The organism is Brucella sp. NBRC 113783, from assembly GCF_040372265.1.
Taxonomy (GTDB): Bacteria; Pseudomonadota; Alphaproteobacteria; order Rhizobiales; family Rhizobiaceae; genus Brucella; species Brucella teleogrylli.
In genome coordinates this window covers 340,251-356,346 of the sequence record NZ_BAABRX010000004.1, presented here as the reverse complement: position 1 = coordinate 356,346, position 16,096 = coordinate 340,251, and the positions used below count along the sequence as shown (strand labels likewise).

Genomic DNA, 16,096 nt, shown 5'->3' with positions numbered 1-16,096 from the left:
TCCGGCGCGCGTTTCGTTAATCGAGCGTGCGCCGGAAGCGCAACAGCGCCATCGTGGCAAAGAGAACAACGAACAGGATCAGCGCATTCACCTCGCCGGCGATGTCGGCAAGGGTTGCGCCTTTCAGCATGACGGCGCGCACGATGCGCAGGAAATGCGTGAGCGGGAAAATCTCGCCCAGAGTCTGCGCCCAGTCCGGCATACCTCGGAACGGGAACATGAAGCCCGACAGCATCAGCGATGGCAGGAAAAAGAAGAAGGTCAGCTGCATGGCCTGCATTTGCGTGCGCGAAGCGGTCGAAATCGTATAGCCGAGCAATACCAGCGACAAAACGAAGATCAGCACGCAAGCCAGAAGCAGCGCCAGCGATCCGACGAACGGCACGCCGAACAGAAGCTTTGCCGCAACCAGCACGACCACCACCTGCACCGCGCCGACAGCCAGAAACGGCAGCACCTTGCCCAGCATGATCTCGGCAGGCGTGGCGGGCATGGCAAGCAGGTTTTCCATGGTGCCGCGCTCGGTTTCACGGGTCAGCGCCATGGCCGTCATCATCACCATCGTCATTTGCAGGATGACCCCGAGCAGACCGGGCACGATATTATATTGCGACACGCCTTCCGGGTTGTAACGGCGATGCACGATCACCTGCAGCTGACTGCTGGCGGCATCCGTCGCTTCGGCCTGTTTGCCCTGCTCGCGCAGCAGCGCCTGACTGGCCACGGTGCCGAGCGTCGAAATCGCCCCGCTTGCCACCGATGGATCGGTAGCATCGGCTTCGATCAGGATTTGCGGCGCATCGCCAGCATCCACCCGCCGCGCGAAGTCGGAAGGAATGGTGACCACGAAAGAGACTGTGCCGTTGGCGAGCAGCGCTTCGGCTTCGGCAGCGTTTTGAACCACATGATCAAAGCGGTAATAACCGGTCGTTTCCAGCGCCGAAATCATCGCCCGGGTGTAATGATCCTGACTTGTCACGACGACCGCGCTTGGCAAGCTTTTCGGGTCGTTGTTGATGGCAAAGCCGAACAGCAGAAGCTGCATCAGCGGCACCACCAGCATCATGGCGAAGGTGATGCGGTCGCGCCGCATCTGGATGAATTCCTTCATCAACATCGCGCCAAGACGCTCGAATGAAAACCAGCTGCCGGTCATCCTTTGCTGCTCCCGGCCTTGCTACTCCCGTCGCTTCCCGCTTTCGACATATTGTCCTGCGCATTGGCCATGAACTGGATGAAAACATCCTCAAGGCTGGTTTCGCCCGCCTCGACCGCGATGTCCTTCCGGTGTCTGATCTTGTCGAGCGCCGTTTCAAGTTTGGCCCGGTCGGAGCCTACAACATGCAGCGTCGCGCCGAATGGCGCCACCTGCTCGACACCCGGCTCGTTCTCCAGTTCGCGCGCGACATCGCTGAGCCGTTGGCCGCTGACGATGAAAGTCGTCAGCCCCGCCTCGGCGATCACATCCTTGACCGTTCCCGTCGCCAGAAGCTTGCCATAGGAAATATAGCTGATGCGGTGGCAGCGTTCGGCCTCATCCATATAGTGGGTCGAAACCAGCACCGTCAGGCCGCCATCGGCAAGGCGGTGGATCTCGTCCCAGAAATCGCGCCGCGCCTTGGGATCGACACCGGCGGTCGGCTCGTCCAGCAGCAAGAGCTTCGGCTTGTGCATGATACAGGCGGCAAGCGCCAGCCGCTGTTTCCAGCCGCCGGAAAGCGTTCCGGCCAGCTGGCTGCCACGCGATGTCAGGCCAAGTTCTTCCAGCGTGCGCGCGACGTGCTCCCGCACCGGCTTCAGCCGATAAAGCCGCGCCACGAATTCCAGATTTTCGGCGATGGTCAGGTCTTCATAGAAGGAAAAGCGCTGCGTCATGTAACCGACCTCGCGCTTGATCTTCAGCCCTTCCGTGCGCAGGTCAAAACCGAGCACCTGCCCCTCACCTTCGTCGGGGGTCAGCAGGCCGCACATCATGCGGATGGTCGTGGTCTTGCCGGAACCGTTCGGCCCCAGAAAGCCGACAATCTCGCCCTCCGCCACCGACATGCTCACATGATCGACGACGGTTGCATCGCCGAACCGCTTCACCAGGCCTTTGACATCGATGGCGTTCGGCATGATCGCCTCCGTTTACCGGTTCGCCAGATCGACATCGACGATCTGGCCCGGCTGGAGCGGCGAAGCCTGATCGACCGGATGCGCCTCGACGAGATAGACAAGTTTCTGGCGCGTTTCGAGCGAATAGATCACCGGCGGCGTAAATTCAGGGTCCGGCGACACATAGCTCACCTTCGCCTTGAGGTCTGCCGCGCAGCCATCGCAACGGACCGACAGCAAGTCGCCCACCCGAACGGAGGAGAATTTTGCTTCCGGGATATAGACTTTCAGCTTCACAGCGCCGTCCGGCAACATGGTCAGCACCGGCGCGGTTGGCCCGGCAATATCGCCCGGATTGCGGATGACATCGGTGATCCGCCCGGCAGCAGGTGCAACGATGGTGCGCTTGGTCAGGTGCCAGCGCGCGGAATCGAGTTGCGCGGCAGCGCTCTTGACCGCGTTTTCAGCCGCCTTGATTTCTTCCGGACGGGCGGGCAAGCGCCCTACGGCCAGATTGGCCATGCTCTGATTGATGGCCGCTTCGGCGACCTCCACACTGGTTTTGGCATCGTCCAGCTGGGCCTGCGTCATCACCCCGCGCTTGGCGAGGTCCTGCGTGCGCAACAATGTGCGCCGCGCATCATCGGCCTGCGCATTGGCAGTGCGCACCGACGCTTCCAGAACCGCAATTTCATCCGGGCGTTTGCCAACCTGCAAATCCGCAAGCTTCGCCTCGGCCTGCGCCAGTGCGGCTGCGGCCTGCGCAACCGCAATCTTCGCATCCGTATTTTCGGTGAGCGCAATCGGCTTGTCTGGTTCCACACGGTCGCCGCGCTTCACCATGACGGATTGCACCTGCGCAACTTCGAGCGGTGCGAGCTGCACGAACTCGCCTTCCACATAGCCCACGGCCAACGGCTGGCTGCTGCATGCCGCGAACAGATAGGACGCGAAAGGAACGATACAGAGAAGGCTCATTGCACTTCGTCCTTATTGTGCTGCGCATCGCGGGCGGCAAGAATGGCGAACAGATTTTGCCGCGCAACGGCTGCAACCGCCCTGGCCTCATCGGGGCCGAAAGCCGCCCAGCCCATGCGCCGCTTCACCGCCTCTTGCCCGATCCGGAAATAGACGACCTGCCCTAACAGCGTAAAAATAGTGAGGCGCGTCTGCTCGCTTTCCGCCGCTTCGCCGGTCGCCGCCTCCCAGACGGCGCAAAGCCGTTTGTGGGTCGGCTCGAAAACGCCGGAATAGATGCGGTCGAGCGCTGCGGTCGGATGCGCCAGTTCCCGCAACAGAAACTGAACGATTTAGCCGGACGCCGGTTGCGCCACGATGAACTGCACCATCCGTTCCAGCGCGACGCCCAGCTGCTGACGCGCGGCCTCCTTCGTCACCGCGGGCTCGCCGATTGCCCCGTAATGACCGAGCGCCTGACCGGCAACGCCCTGTATCGTCTCGACGATATAATCAGCGGCGGCAAGCCGCAGACCTTCCTTGCCGCCGAAATGATAGGCGATGGACCCGATATTCGCCTTGGCAAAACCCGCAATTTCGCGCGTCGACGTGGCGTCGTAGCCTTTCGACCCGAACAGCCGCAATGCCGCATGGATCAACGCCATGCGCGTCTGATCACTGGGGAGCGATGTTTCGCCTTGGCCAGTGGAGCTGGCCGGACTAGTCCGACGGGGCGGTTTCATAGGATGATTTAATCAATCGATTGATTAAATGTCAAGTTGCCGAAAACTGCGTGCATGCATCGCGCAGTTTTCGGTCGGATTGAGTGCGGTTTTACGAAGGCCCTTGCCCGTCACTGCGCGCTGGCGATGACTTTCTCCAGACGCGTCTGCACGATCTTCGGTTTTTTGGCGGCGACGATCTGATCGAGATTGGCCGGATTGTCGCCAACAGCGATCAGGGCCACCATGCCCATCGCAAAATGCGGCGTGCATTTGACGAGATAGGCGCCGGTCTCCGTGACGGTCAGCACATAGGTCTCGTTCATCTTGCTCTTGAATGGCGCGGCACCGGCGGGAAGCATGTCCTTGACCGACTCGACATAGTGCCCCTTGTCCACCGAAATGAAGGTCACCGTGTCGCCCGGCTTTGCCTTGATATAGGCCGGTTCGAACACCATGACGCCTTCAGCGCCCTTGTTCAGCATGTGAACTTCAATATTTTCAGCAAAAGCGGGCGCAGAAAGAAGGCCCAAGACACCGGCGGCAAGTCCCAACGCGGTCATACGCATTTTCATGTCGATCTCCATCACGAGCACCGCCGCTGCCCGGGCAGACAGGCCGAAAGCGCCCAAACATGCGGGCAAAGCAGCCCGCAAACGGAAATCTAGTCCCGCTGTATCAGGTTTTCCTTGATTGCAATCAAGGAAACTTAAAACTACGCGCCGACGGGCATGACCATTTCATTGAGTATCTGGACAGGATGCCGGATGGCGCGGCTGTCAATCGCCTTCACCTGCGAGCGGCAGGAATAGCCGGTCGCCATGATGATATCCCCCTCGCCGGACGATGCGAGGATGCCGTTCCAGCTTGCAGCGTACAGCTTTTCCGAAATCGGGCGATTGCGGACCTCATGGCCGAACGTGCCCGCCATGCCGCAACAGCCTGTTTCCGGCACATCCAGCTCCACGCCGATCTGCTGGAACACGGATTTCCACTGCTTCATCGAGGATGGAACATTGCTGCGCTCGGTGCAGTGCCCGAGGAGACGCAGCCGCTTTTCACGCGCCATAGTGTCAGCGCTACGCAGACGGTCGCGATGGGCGTCCAGCCATTCCTGCATCAGATTGACCTCCGCCTTGATCCGCGCCGCCTCGACCCCCTTATATTCGCTGCGATAGGTCAGCGTCATGGAAGGGTCGAGACCGACCAGCGCAATGCCCATCTCGGCCAGTTCGTTGAGATAGCGGATGGATTTCGACGCGGTTTTCTCGAAAGCGCCGAGATAGCCGTGAACGTGCAGGGCCTTGCCGTTCTGGTTGGGTGCGGCGAGATAGGGCGTGAAGCCCATCTTGCGCGCCAATTGCAGCGCGGCCAGCCCGACAGCCGGGTCGAAATGGGCCGTGAAGGCATCCAGCACGAACACCACCGCCTGTTGCCGCTGCGCCTCCGTTAGTTTGCGCATCCGCTCCGGTGTTGCCACCGCCACGCCCATGCGTCGCGCTTCACGCGCCAGTGACAAAGCAGGCATTTCCGGCAGCGCCGTCAGCCCGGCCCGACGCATCAGCGCCTGCCCCAGAGATGACCCAACCCATACATTATAGGCGGGCTTGAGCCGCGCAAACAAAGGCAAGGTGTTCTCGATACTCGCCACCATCATATCCTTGATCGGGCGGGCATAGCGTCCATAGTAGATTTCGAGAAATTTAGCCCGGAAGGCCGGAACGCTGACCTTGACCGGACATTGCCCCGCACAGGCCTTGCAGGCTAGGCAGCTATCCATCGCCTCGCGCACTTCATGCGAGAAATCGTTGCGATTGGCGGGGTTGATCGAGTTCCACAGCCTTGCGGGCAGCGTGCGGATTGCACTGGCACTGCGAGCTTTTCCTGCTTCCTTGCGCGGGTCTTTCCCGCTCTCCGCCATCAGGCGCAGCCATTCGCGCATCAAAGAGGCGCGACCCTTCGGCGAATAGCGGCGGTCGCGCGTCGCCTTGTAGGAGGGGCACATCAGGCTCGCATCGTCGAAATCGAAACAGGCGCCATTGCCGTTGCAATAAGCGGCGTTGTCGAAAGCTTCACGGATTTCCAGACCGATGATCCGGTCGAACTGGCCGCGCAGCGGCACCTCATCGATCTTCAGCAGTGCCTGCGAGGCGGGCGCTGCGATCTTGCCGGGATTGAGCCGGTTGCGCGGGTCGAACAGGCCCTTGATTTCCTGCAGGCTCGGATAAAGCGCGCCGAAGAATTCCGGTACATATTCCGACCGCACGCCCTTGCCGTGTTCGCCCCACAGCACGCCGCCATATTTGCGCGTCAGCGCAACCACGCCATCGCTGATCTTGCGCACCAGCGGTTCATGATCGGTCCGCGTCAGATCGAGCGCCGGGCGCACATGCAGCACGCCCGCATCGACATGGCCGAACATGCCATAGCTTAAGCCCTCGCCGTCGAGCAGCGCCCGAAACTCGCGAATATAGGCGGCAAGGTTCTCCGGCGGCACTGCCGTATCCTCAACAAACGGCACCGGACGCAACGGCCCATCGACATTGCCGAGCAGACCGACCGAGCGCTTGCGCATGGTCCAGATCGCCTCGATATCCTTTGGATCACGCGCAATGGTGTAAGGCTTGCCGCCATCGGACTGATCGGCATCAAGCGCAGCAATCACTTCGCGGAACTTGCTCTCCAGCTCTACCGCGCTGTCGGCCACCAGTTCCACAATGTTGATGCCATTGGTTGGGCTGCCGCCATCATCCGGGAAAAAGCGCGCAATGCCCGGCCAGACAATGTCCTTCTTGGCAAGACCCAGCACCTTTTCGTCGATGGTTTCGACGGAAGCGACCTTCAGCGCCACTAGCGCGCGGGCATGTTCCAGCGCGGTGTTGAAACTGTCATAGCGAATATTGATCAGCAGCGCATGGGCCGGGATCGGCAGAAGATTGACCTCGACCTCCGCGATCATCGCCAGCGTGCCTTCCGATCCGCACAGAATGGCGTTGAGATCGAAACGCCCATCCTCGCGCCACAGATGCTTCAGATCATAACCCGTCATATAACGGTTGAGGTTCGGGAAAATCTCGTCGATCAGCGCCCGTTTTTCGGTCGCGATGCGCGCAACAGCGCGATAAATTTCACCGATACGACCGGGCTTCTGCTGCGCTTGCGCCAGCGCCGGGCCGTCGAGCGGGCGTGACCACAGTTCCTCGCCATTGGTCAGGACGACATTGAGCCCCAGAATGTGATTGCTGGTCTTGCCATAAAGACACGACCCCTGCCCGCAGGCATCCGTGCTGACCATGCCGCCGATGGTGGCACGGTTGGAGGTGGAAAGCTCCGGCGCGAAGAACAGGCCATGCGGTTTCAGCGCCTTGTTGAGCTGGTCTTTCACCACGCCCGACTGGACGCGGGCCACGCGCCGTTCCGTGTCGATGTCCAGAATGCGGTTCATGTGGCGCGAGCAATCGACCACAATACCGGAGGTGAGCGACTGGCCATTGGTGCCGGTGCCGCCGCCGCGTGGCGAAATCACCACGTCGCGAAATGCCGGTTGTTCCAGAACCGATGTAAGGATTTTCAGATCGTCCGTGCCCTTGGGAAACACGATGCCGGTCGGCTCTACCTGATAGATCGAATTATCGGTGGAATAGACGGTACGCGAGCTGTCGCCGACTTCCACGTCACCTTGAAAGCCCGCCCGGGCCAAGTGCTGCGAGAGTTCGAGTGTGAGGCCGTTGAGGGGCTGTTTCCTGATCAGAGACGGTATCATGCGGGACTCAAAAAATCTGCATCGCCATGGGCGGCACGCCGCATGCCGGAGTGGTCCCACTACGCTATATGAAAAGCAATGTCGAGGCTCTCCGATGCCGCGATTGCCGCAGGCTTCGTCTAACACTATAGTTGCAAATTCGTCAGGCCGTGGCGAAAGGAGTGATTTTCGAGTACCGGAGCGGAGCGTACTTTTGGGTACGTGAGCACCGGCGCACAGGAAATTGCTCGTTGCAGACCGGCATGGCGAAGAATGCAGCTGTAGTGTTAAACGCGCTCAAGCTTTACGTGAGGCAGCGGCGGCAACTCGACTTCAATCGGATCGTCAGCGCGCACATGCCCACCAGCGAGAACGATGGTCATGACACCAGTTTTGCGGATCACTTCGCCATCCGGCATCTTGTCGAGCACTGCCGAGAGAAGGCCTTTCTGGAAGTTTTCAATCTGCGGGCATGGATTGCGCAAGCCTGTCACCTGCAACACCACATCCTTGCCGATTTTAAGCAAAGCGTCTCTCGGCAAACCCAGCAAATCGACACCCCGCGTGGTGACGTTCTCGCCAAGATCAGCAGGCGCGATCTGAAAACCTTTTTCCGACAGTTCGTCGAAAAGTTCGGCCTGAATGAGATGCACCTGTCGCAGATTGGGCTGGGTCGGATCCACCTTCACGCGTGAACGGTGTTTCACCGTTGTGCCCTGATGCGCATCGCCCTCGACACCAAGCCCGGTCAGGATATTGATTTCCGGTACGGGCTGCTTGGAAAAACGATGTTCCCCATCGCGTGCAACGGCCACGACAAATCCACCACGCATGATCCTCATCCCATCTGTTGCTCTGGCCATTTGTGTAGCGACCAAATTACTGTTGCAGAGCAGGTTTCTCGCAAAGGAAAAAACACTCCCGGCCTGCTATCATAGGTTATAAGACATTTATGTGAATGCAGGCAGGACGAGGCGCAGATTGCAACAGAAAAACGCGCATAGCGAGTTTCGCTGGGGGATATGGGGAACTGGCGCCATTGCCAGCGCCTTCGCAGCCGATATCGCTGCCGTTGAAGGCATGCGCGTTTCCGCCGTCTGTTCGCGTACGCTGGAAGCGGCGGAAGCTTTCGGCAACCGTATCGGCGCCGCCAAGACCTTCAACACGGTCGGCACATTCCTTGCAGACCCGGATATCGATGCGGTCTATATCGCAACGCCCAGCGCCATGCATGTCGCGCAGACCTTGCAGGTCATTGCCGCAGGCAAGCCCTGCCTGACCGAGAAACCGCTGGCGCTTGATGCCGCTGGCGCGGGGCGTCTTTCGGCAGCCAGCGAAATCAGCGGGACTTTCGTGATGGAGGCGATGTGGTCAAGGTTTCTTCCCGCCATACAGGCAGCGAAACGCCACATCGAGACGGGCACCATCGGCAAGGTCACGCGCATCGACGCGGACCTCTCCTATCTGCGCGCCTATGACCGGCAGAGCCGCTTCTTCGATCCGGAACTGGGCGGCGGGGCAGCCTTCGACCTCGGCGTCTATCCGGTCTCGCTGGCGCTGTTCTTCATAGGACCGCCGGAGCGCTCGCAGGGCCGCTGCAAACGCGCCGATAACGGCGTCGATCTGCGCACGGAGATCGAACTGTTCTGGCCCGGCGCGGAAGCCCGGCTCTCCTGCGGCTTCGACCGGGATGGCGACAATCGTATGCTGATCACGGGAACCAAGGGCGCGCTGTTGTTGCACGGACCTTTCCTGAAGGCCCAGCGCCTGACTGTCTATTCCGCTGGTGCATCGAAATCACCCTTTGGACCAGGCAAAGGCTCCGGCCTGTTTGGCAAGATCATCAACCGCCTGCCCCTGCCGGGTCGCAAAATCGAAAACCACACCTTTTCCGGCAACGGGCTTCAGTTTCAGGCGCTGGCCGTGCGCGATGCCGTGCGCAATGGCGCGATTTCAAGTCCGGTCATGCCTCTGACGGACAGCACAGCCGTGGCGGACATCCTGCATCGGATCGTATCGAGCGATTAGAAACTGCTCTTCATCTGATACGGCACCGCGCTGTCGCCAGCATTGTTGAGCGCCAGCGCGATTTCGGTAATGTGCAGCGCCACATCACCGGAAAAGAACGCCGTCGCGCCCGTTTCGATGGCGCGCGCCTGATCGGCGATACCGCGTGCAAAATCGATCTGCGACGGGTAAGCAGGCAAAGCGGATTTACCGTCCTTTGGATAGGATAGCTTCTTTCCGGCAACCGGCTTCCACGACAGGAACTTGCCGATCCGCACTTCAAGGATGATGAAAAGCCGCGCCCAGAACCGCGTCTTTTCATCCGCCTTTTCAAGCCGCACGGCAGAGCGGTTGTCCCACAGATCGTCCACGCTGATCGAGCCCTTGTCACCCACCACCGTCAGGCTGCGGTCGCGCGGCATGGCGAGACCCGATGTCAGCCGCGCCACAAGGCCCGACTTGAAACGCAGGCAACCGACCGAAAAATCGGGAGCCATGTGGAGATGTTCCGTGCCCGGCCCCTTGTCGGGAAAGGTGATCGCAGAAAACGCCGTGACGCTTTCCACCGGGCCGAACAGCGAAACCAGCCATGACAGCGCATAGCCTGCATGTTCGAGCGTGCAGCCGATTTCAAATTCGTGCAGGCCGGGCCAGGCCGCGCCGGAGGCCGAGCGCCATGTGGACCATCTGTCGCGAAAAACCGGGCCGTCTTCCATCTGCGCATAGACGAGACGCGGCGTGCCGATAGTGCCGATAGCCGAGGAAACCAGCCGCTGCGCATCGCTGAGACCATTGGCGGGTGCAGCGGCCAGCGTCAGGCCGCGGCTCGCGGCAAAATCGACCAGCGCGCGCGCCTCATCGAAACTCATGGCGAGCGGCTTTTCGGAATAGACATGCTTGCCTGCGGCGAGTGCCGCCCGCGAAATCTCATAATGGCTTTCCGGCGTCGTCAGATTGACCACGATCTGCACGTCCGGGTCTGCCAGCACGGCATCGAAACTGTCATAGACCTGCACGCCATAATGCGCCGCAAATGCCTTGAGCCGCTCCGGCGACCGATCATAGACGCCGCGCAGCACCAGTTCGGGATAATTGCGTAGGGTGGTCATGTAGTAATCGGCGACGAAACCCGTGCCGACAATTGCAATATTCATGAATGATCTCCGGTAGAAGCGGCCAGCCTTTTCGGTATGCTGATTCTGGATGTCAGTCGCAGCCCGAAAATCCCCAACAAAGTGGTGAGCCAGACCGGGTCCACGCGTCGGAAGAAGAAGCTTTCCATCATCGCGTTCAACGTGCAGAAGAACACGATCATCAGGAAGTAATCGGCCAGAAGCAGGTTTTCGCGCTGCGGCCTGCACCGCATATAATTGACCAGCGGCATCACGATGATCACCGCCACGCCGCAGATCAACCCCGGAATGCCCATGGCGATGACCAGATCGAGATAGCCATTATGGGCATGGACCATGTTGCGCACATCCCAGCCGAGATAATAAGGATTGGCCGCCTCCAGCGCGATGGGCGATTTCCAGAAGCTTTCATAGCCATAGCCGGTCCACAATCGGCCCGGCAGATTTTCGATTGCAAATTGCCAGATCGACACGCGCCCGGTGAAAGTCGCGTCAATGCCGAGGCTCTCGACAAATTGGCGGACCGGATCGAACAGCACCGTCCCGAAAGTAAGGAACGCGAACAGGAACTGAATGGAAAAAATCGCCGCAACGGTCAGAAATCGCAGGCCGAATGCACCCGGCACCATTACCAGCAACATGGCCATCGGCACCAGCGCCATGGTGGTTTTCGAGCCGGTCTGCGCGACGAAGAACAAGGCCGACAGGCCAATCAGCACGCCGCTGACGCGCCAGCCCCGCCGCCAGAGATAAAGCCCTGAAAAGGCGAAAGCCGCCATGACGGGACCGGCCACATTCTTGTGGCTGAAGACACCGCGCCAGAGATAGGAGTTCTGCGGTTCGATCGGGTCTGCACCATGGGTTGCCCCCGCAGGCAACAGCACCACGCCAGCATAGGAAATAACCAGCACGACAGATGCTACCGTCATCAAAAGTCGTGCATAGCCATCGCCGTCCTGCGGCAACGCGAGAACCGCGACGACACAGCAAACGCCGATCATCGTGAAAATAGCGCCGCGCATGACTACAGCCGGATAGATGCTCTGCATGAGCGACGCGAATAGCAGGAGAAACATCAGCGACCAGCCGAAGCCGACAATCCGCGCCACCTTTCGCGGGTCGGCCAGCGTGGCAAGCGCCAGCATGGCCATGACACCCAGAAGGCTGAAACCGAGCTGGTTGATGATATCGCCGCCGCCACCGCCATCGGTTTCCGGCTCGGGCATGAATGGGCGAAACGAAATCATCAAAATGCACATGATGATCATGGCGGCAGCGAGCGCCACCTTCCGCATTTGCGCACGGTGCGCCCCCGCAACCCCGGCTGCGACAGCACTGGGTGCGCCGCTGTCAGTTTTTGTCCGGGTTGCGATACTGCTCATGCTCATATCCAAAATGCGCCATGACCCGGCCCAATCCGACATGGATATAATAGGCGCCGACGGAAACCCAACGCGCCTGAACCGCCTTGTAGACCGCCTTGAACGGCGAAAAGCCCAGCAGAAACGCGCTCTTGAGAAAGACCCGCGCCGCGCTGAACGGTTCGTCCTTGCGCTTGCGCCGCTCCATCATGGTGGAAATCATGCCATTGCGCAAACCGCGCGCCCGAATCCAGTCGGCTTCCAGCCGCCGCGCCGGGACGGTTTCACGCACCGGGGCTTCCGCGCACCAGCCTGTCTTGAAACCCTTGGCGACGGAACGGCTGATGAAATCCGAATCGCCGCCGCCGGTGAAGTTGAACATCGGATCGAGAAACGGAAAACCCGCCGCTTCCAGCACAGGCCGCGCCACAGCCAGATTGCCGGATGAATAGAGCGTCGGCACCGGTCCGCTCTGCTGATAGGTCGGCAGGAAAACCGGATGCCGCGCCCACGCCTCCGAGCCCGGGCGGTCGAAAACCGGCACCTGCGGGCCACCGACCAGATCGACGCAATAGCGTTCCGCCGCAGCGATCATATTTTCCAGCCATGACGGGTCGGCCAGTTCGTCGTCATCGATCACCAGCACATGCTTCATGGCGGGGAAATAGCCAAGCGCTGTCAGCCAGGCCGCATTATAGGCGTTGCAATTGCCGCGCTGCATTTCCACGATCACCAGACCGCGATAAGTGCCCGCCGCAAAAAGCGGTGCCGCGACCGCCGCGCCCGCGCGTTCCTCCGCCTCGTTTTCCACCACGATGATCGCGAATTGCCGTCCGGTCACCTGCCCCTTCACGCTTTCCAGCGTGCGCAGGAGATGTTCGGGGCGGCGAAATGTCGGCAGCGTCACGACCACCTCGACATTTGCAAAATCCAAATGGGGTGTTTCAGCAATGACTTGAATATGATCGGGAAGCTTCGGCGTTCTGTTGTCCATTATATTTTCAACCGCCGCCCTATTTCCCAATGCAAAACCAATTGGCACTCTTGCCGGAAATGCCCTATTTTTGACACGTAAACTTCTCTATGCCACATCAATTCTTCAATCGGTGCGGTTGTACTGAAAAACAGCGCTCCATCCGATTCAACAAATTGTTTTCAAGCCCTTATTACCAGCCGAGCGTTTAAGGATCATTTACACCGCGCGGCTATGAATCGGGGAATAAGAAATACGGCATATCCGCAGGAGTCGAATTGCAACCGTTGCGTCTTGTCTTCGTGACATCCCTCGTACCCCACGAAGATGCTTCGACTGGATATGAAGTCGCCAATGCCGCTGTCATCAACGGGCTGCGCCGGGCGGGTGCACAGGTCACGGTCATCGGCTTCACATGGCCCGGGCGCAAGGCTGCAACCGACCGTGATGTCGTCGTGCTGGGCGAAGTGGAAGTGCGCACCGAAGGCGCAAGTGCGGCGCAGAAAATCGGCTGGGTGGTCAAATCCTTCCTGACCGGGCTGACGGTTTCCTCCGCCAAGCTGCGCGTCATTTCCCCGATGAAATTTCATGACGCCATCGTAGCTTGCGGCGATTTCGACGCCTATGTGCTGAATGGTGTTGCCCTGCCGGGCGCGTTCGAAACGGTATTTCGCGACAAGCCATCGCTTTTTGTCGCCCATAATGTGGAACACCGCTCAGCGCGCGAAAACGCCGAAGACGCCAAGGGCATCATCCAGAAACTTCTGTTCGCCCGCGAAGCCCGCATTCTCAAGCGGCTGGAAAAGCGGCTCTGCGACAATGCAGATTTCGTCTTCACCTTTGCCGAGGATGATGCGCCAGCGTTGGGCCTGTCGCAGACAAAAGCCGCGACCTTCCCGCTGGTCATGCCAGCCGGGCGCGTATCGGCCAAACGCGATATCGCCTATGACCTCGCCTTGATCGGCACCTGGACATGGCACCCGAACCGGATTGGCCTTGAATGGTTCCTCAAAGAAGTGAGGCCTTTGCTGCCCGCAAATATATCCATCGCGATCGCCGGCAGCACGCCAGCTGATCTGATTGCCGCATGGCCGGGCGTGAATTTCGTCGGCAAAGTACCGGACGCTACCGCCTTCGTTGAAAGCTGCGCCGTCGTGCCACTGATCAGCCGCGCAGGCACGGGCGTTCAGCTCAAGACCATCGAAACCTTCGAGCTTGGCATGCCAAGCGTCGCCACCGCGCATTCTGTGCGCGGCATCGCCCGCATTCCTGAAAACTGCACCCTTGCCGACACGCCAGCGGCATTTGCAGCGGCGATCCAGACGCGCATTGCCAAAGCCCGCGCAGGTGACCGTCAGATGCTCGACGGCAAGGCGTTTACCCGCTCGCAGATCGACGGCATGGATCAGGCGCTTTCACGCGGGCTGGATGCGCTCCGTCTCGCGTCAAAGCGTGCGGACGGAGCGCAATGATGCCGGAACCAAGCCCCGTTCACGCCCGCAATATTCTCGGCATCAAGGTCACCGGTTTCAACTGGGACCAAGCGCTCGACTTTTTCGACAAGGCGCTCGAAGACGGACAATTCCTGCGCGTGGCATGGCTCAATGCCCATTGCGCCAATGTTGCCCATGCGGATGCGACCTATAGGCAGGCCTTGCAGAGTTTTCTCGTGCTGCCGGATGGGGTCGGCGTCGATATTGCAAGCAAGATCGCCTATGGGCAGAAATTTCCCGCCAATCTCAACGGAACGGATTTCGTGCCGCGCCTTCTCGGCCATATCAAGCGGCCCCTGCGCATCGGGCTGATCGGCGGGCGGCCCGGCATCCCCGAACAGGCTGCCGAAGCTTTTCGCGCCCGCGCGCCGCAGCACGACTATCGGGTCTTTGCGGACGGGTTTTTCGGAAGCCACCAGATGACCGCCATCCTCGACCGGCTGGCGGAATATCGCCCGGACATCGTGCTGGTCGCTATGGGGGTGCCCTTGCAGGAATTGTTCATCCGAACCCATATCACGGCAGCGCATTGCACCATGGCCTGCGCGGTTGGCGCCTTGTTCGATTTTCAGGCAGGCGCCACCGAACGCGCGCCGCAATGGGTGCGCGACATGCGCCTCGAATGGGCCTACCGGCTGATGCGTGAGCCGGGCCGGCTGGCCGGGCGCTATCTCGTCGGCAATCCGCTTTTCCTGTGGCGGGTCGTGCAGCATGCAGTTTCGGGATATTTCAGACAGGACAAGCGATGAAAACGGCACTGGTAACGGCAAGCTACCACAAGGATTTCGAGCGTTGCAAATTGCTGTGCGAGACCGTGGACCGTCATGTCAGCGGCTTCACCAATCACTATATCCTTGTCGAACCGCGCGATGTCCCGCTTTTCCGGCAGCTGGCCGGGCCGCGCCGCATCATTATCGACGAGCGCGAGTTACTGCCGTCCTGGCTGCGCGTGTTTCCCGATCCGACATCGTTCGGCAAGCGCCGCATCTGGCTGTCGCCCAAAACAAAACCGCTGCGCGGCTGGCATGTGCAGCAATTGCGCCGCATCGCGGTGGCGCAATTGCTGGAGGAAGACAGCTTTCTCTACATGGATTCCGATACGGTTTTCCTGCATCCATTCGATTGCAACAGCCTGTGGCATGGCGAGCGGCTGCGCCTCTTCGTGCGCCCCAATGCGCTGGCCGATCCGAAATGGACGGAGCATCCGTTCTGGTCGGCCAATGCGGCAAAAATTCTCGGCATTCCCGAGACGAAAACCTCGCTCAATGATTATGTCGGCCAGCTGATCGCATGGCGGCGCGACACGATGCTTTCCATGTGCGAGCGCATCGAACAGCAGACCGGACGCCACTGGGTGGCGGGCATCGGGATGAACCGCCGTTTCTCGGAATGTTTCATCTATGGCCGCTATGTGGAAGATGTGCTGAACGGTTCCGGTCACTTTACCGACACGCATGATCTGTGCCGGGTGATGTGGTTCGAGCCGCCGCCGACCGAAGCGGAATTCCGCGCCTTCATCACCGAAATGGAACCCTATCAGGTTGCCATTTGCATGCAGTCGTTTCTGGGGCTTTCAGCCGACGATATTCGCCGCATCACCAGCGGCTGACC

Annotated in this window: 13 protein-coding genes and 1 pseudogene; 4 read left to right on the top strand and 10 right to left on the bottom strand. The window is 60.1% G+C overall.

Features of this window, described 5'->3' with window-relative positions; genetic code table 11:
- Positions 1-16 precede the first annotated feature (16 nt).
- The 7 genes and pseudogenes from ABWW11_RS15985 to ABWW11_RS15955 form a co-directional block, all read right to left on the bottom strand.
- Positions 17-1,156, bottom strand: a complete 1,140-nt coding sequence (locus tag ABWW11_RS15985; protein WP_109367734.1) for an ABC transporter permease — start codon at positions 1,154-1,156, stop codon at positions 17-19.
- The gene (locus ABWW11_RS15980; protein WP_121539243.1) at positions 1,153-2,118 is read right to left on the bottom strand and encodes an ABC transporter ATP-binding protein; all 966 of its coding nucleotides are present in this window, start codon (positions 2,116-2,118) and stop codon (positions 1,153-1,155) included. Before ABWW11_RS15980 ends, ABWW11_RS15985 begins: the two co-directional genes overlap by 4 nt.
- Before the next feature lie 12 nt (positions 2,119-2,130).
- Positions 2,131-3,075, bottom strand: coding sequence for an HlyD family secretion protein (locus ABWW11_RS15975; protein WP_109367736.1), 945 nt, complete (start codon positions 3,073-3,075; stop codon positions 2,131-2,133).
- Positions 3,072-3,797, bottom strand: a pseudogene (locus ABWW11_RS15970) (DUF1956 domain-containing protein). Before ABWW11_RS15970 ends, ABWW11_RS15975 begins: the two are co-directional and overlap by 4 nt.
- A gap of 110 nt (positions 3,798-3,907) precedes the next feature.
- Positions 3,908-4,345, bottom strand: coding sequence for a pseudoazurin (locus ABWW11_RS15965; RefSeq protein WP_109368025.1), 438 nt, complete (start codon positions 4,343-4,345; stop codon positions 3,908-3,910).
- A gap of 146 nt (positions 4,346-4,491) precedes the next feature.
- Entirely contained in the window at positions 4,492-7,539 is a 3,048-nt protein-coding gene (ydiJ, locus tag ABWW11_RS15960) for a D-2-hydroxyglutarate dehydrogenase YdiJ (RefSeq protein ID WP_109367738.1), read from the bottom strand.
- 266 nt (positions 7,540-7,805) lie between these two features.
- Positions 7,806-8,351, bottom strand: a complete 546-nt coding sequence (locus tag ABWW11_RS15955; protein WP_109367739.1) for an MOSC domain-containing protein — start codon at positions 8,349-8,351, stop codon at positions 7,806-7,808.
- A gap of 148 nt (positions 8,352-8,499) precedes the next feature.
- Between ABWW11_RS15955 and ABWW11_RS15950 the strand changes: the two genes are divergently transcribed.
- Entirely contained in the window at positions 8,500-9,546 is a 1,047-nt protein-coding gene (locus ABWW11_RS15950) for a Gfo/Idh/MocA family protein (protein WP_121539239.1), read from the top strand.
- On the opposite strand, the gene ABWW11_RS15945 is transcribed toward ABWW11_RS15950, so the two are convergent.
- Genes ABWW11_RS15945 through ABWW11_RS15935 form a run of 3 tightly spaced genes read right to left on the bottom strand, consistent with a single transcriptional unit; the run spans position 9,543 to position 13,013 of the window.
- On the bottom strand, positions 9,543-10,679 hold the full coding sequence (locus ABWW11_RS15945; RefSeq protein ID WP_109367741.1) for a Gfo/Idh/MocA family protein: 1,137 nt from the start codon (positions 10,677-10,679) through the stop codon (positions 9,543-9,545). The genes ABWW11_RS15950 and ABWW11_RS15945 overlap by 4 nt on opposite strands.
- Positions 10,676-12,040 carry an O-antigen ligase family protein gene (locus ABWW11_RS15940; RefSeq protein ID WP_109367742.1) on the bottom strand — a complete coding sequence of 455 codons (1,365 nt, stop codon included), beginning with the start codon at positions 12,038-12,040 and terminating at the stop codon, positions 10,676-10,678. Before ABWW11_RS15940 ends, ABWW11_RS15945 begins: the two co-directional genes overlap by 4 nt.
- Entirely contained in the window at positions 12,009-13,013 is a 1,005-nt protein-coding gene (locus ABWW11_RS15935; RefSeq protein ID WP_109367743.1) for a glycosyltransferase family 2 protein, read from the bottom strand. The genes ABWW11_RS15940 and ABWW11_RS15935 overlap by 32 nt, the downstream gene beginning before the upstream one ends.
- Positions 13,014-13,270: 257 nt before the next feature.
- On the opposite strand from ABWW11_RS15935, the gene ABWW11_RS15930 reads away from it, so the two are divergent.
- The 3 genes from ABWW11_RS15930 to ABWW11_RS15920 are packed head-to-tail and all read left to right on the top strand — an operon-like array spanning position 13,271 to position 16,094.
- Positions 13,271-14,464, top strand: coding sequence for a glycosyltransferase family 4 protein (locus ABWW11_RS15930; protein WP_109367744.1), 1,194 nt, complete (start codon positions 13,271-13,273; stop codon positions 14,462-14,464).
- Positions 14,464-15,234 carry a WecB/TagA/CpsF family glycosyltransferase gene (locus tag ABWW11_RS15925; RefSeq protein WP_109367745.1) on the top strand — a complete coding sequence of 257 codons (771 nt, stop codon included), beginning with the start codon at positions 14,464-14,466 and terminating at the stop codon, positions 15,232-15,234. The genes ABWW11_RS15930 and ABWW11_RS15925 overlap by 1 nt, the downstream gene beginning before the upstream one ends.
- Positions 15,231-16,094, top strand: coding sequence for a DUF6492 family protein (locus ABWW11_RS15920; protein ID WP_109367746.1), 864 nt, complete (start codon positions 15,231-15,233; stop codon positions 16,092-16,094). Before ABWW11_RS15925 ends, ABWW11_RS15920 begins: the two co-directional genes overlap by 4 nt.
- The last annotated feature ends 2 nt before the right edge of the window (positions 16,095-16,096 follow it).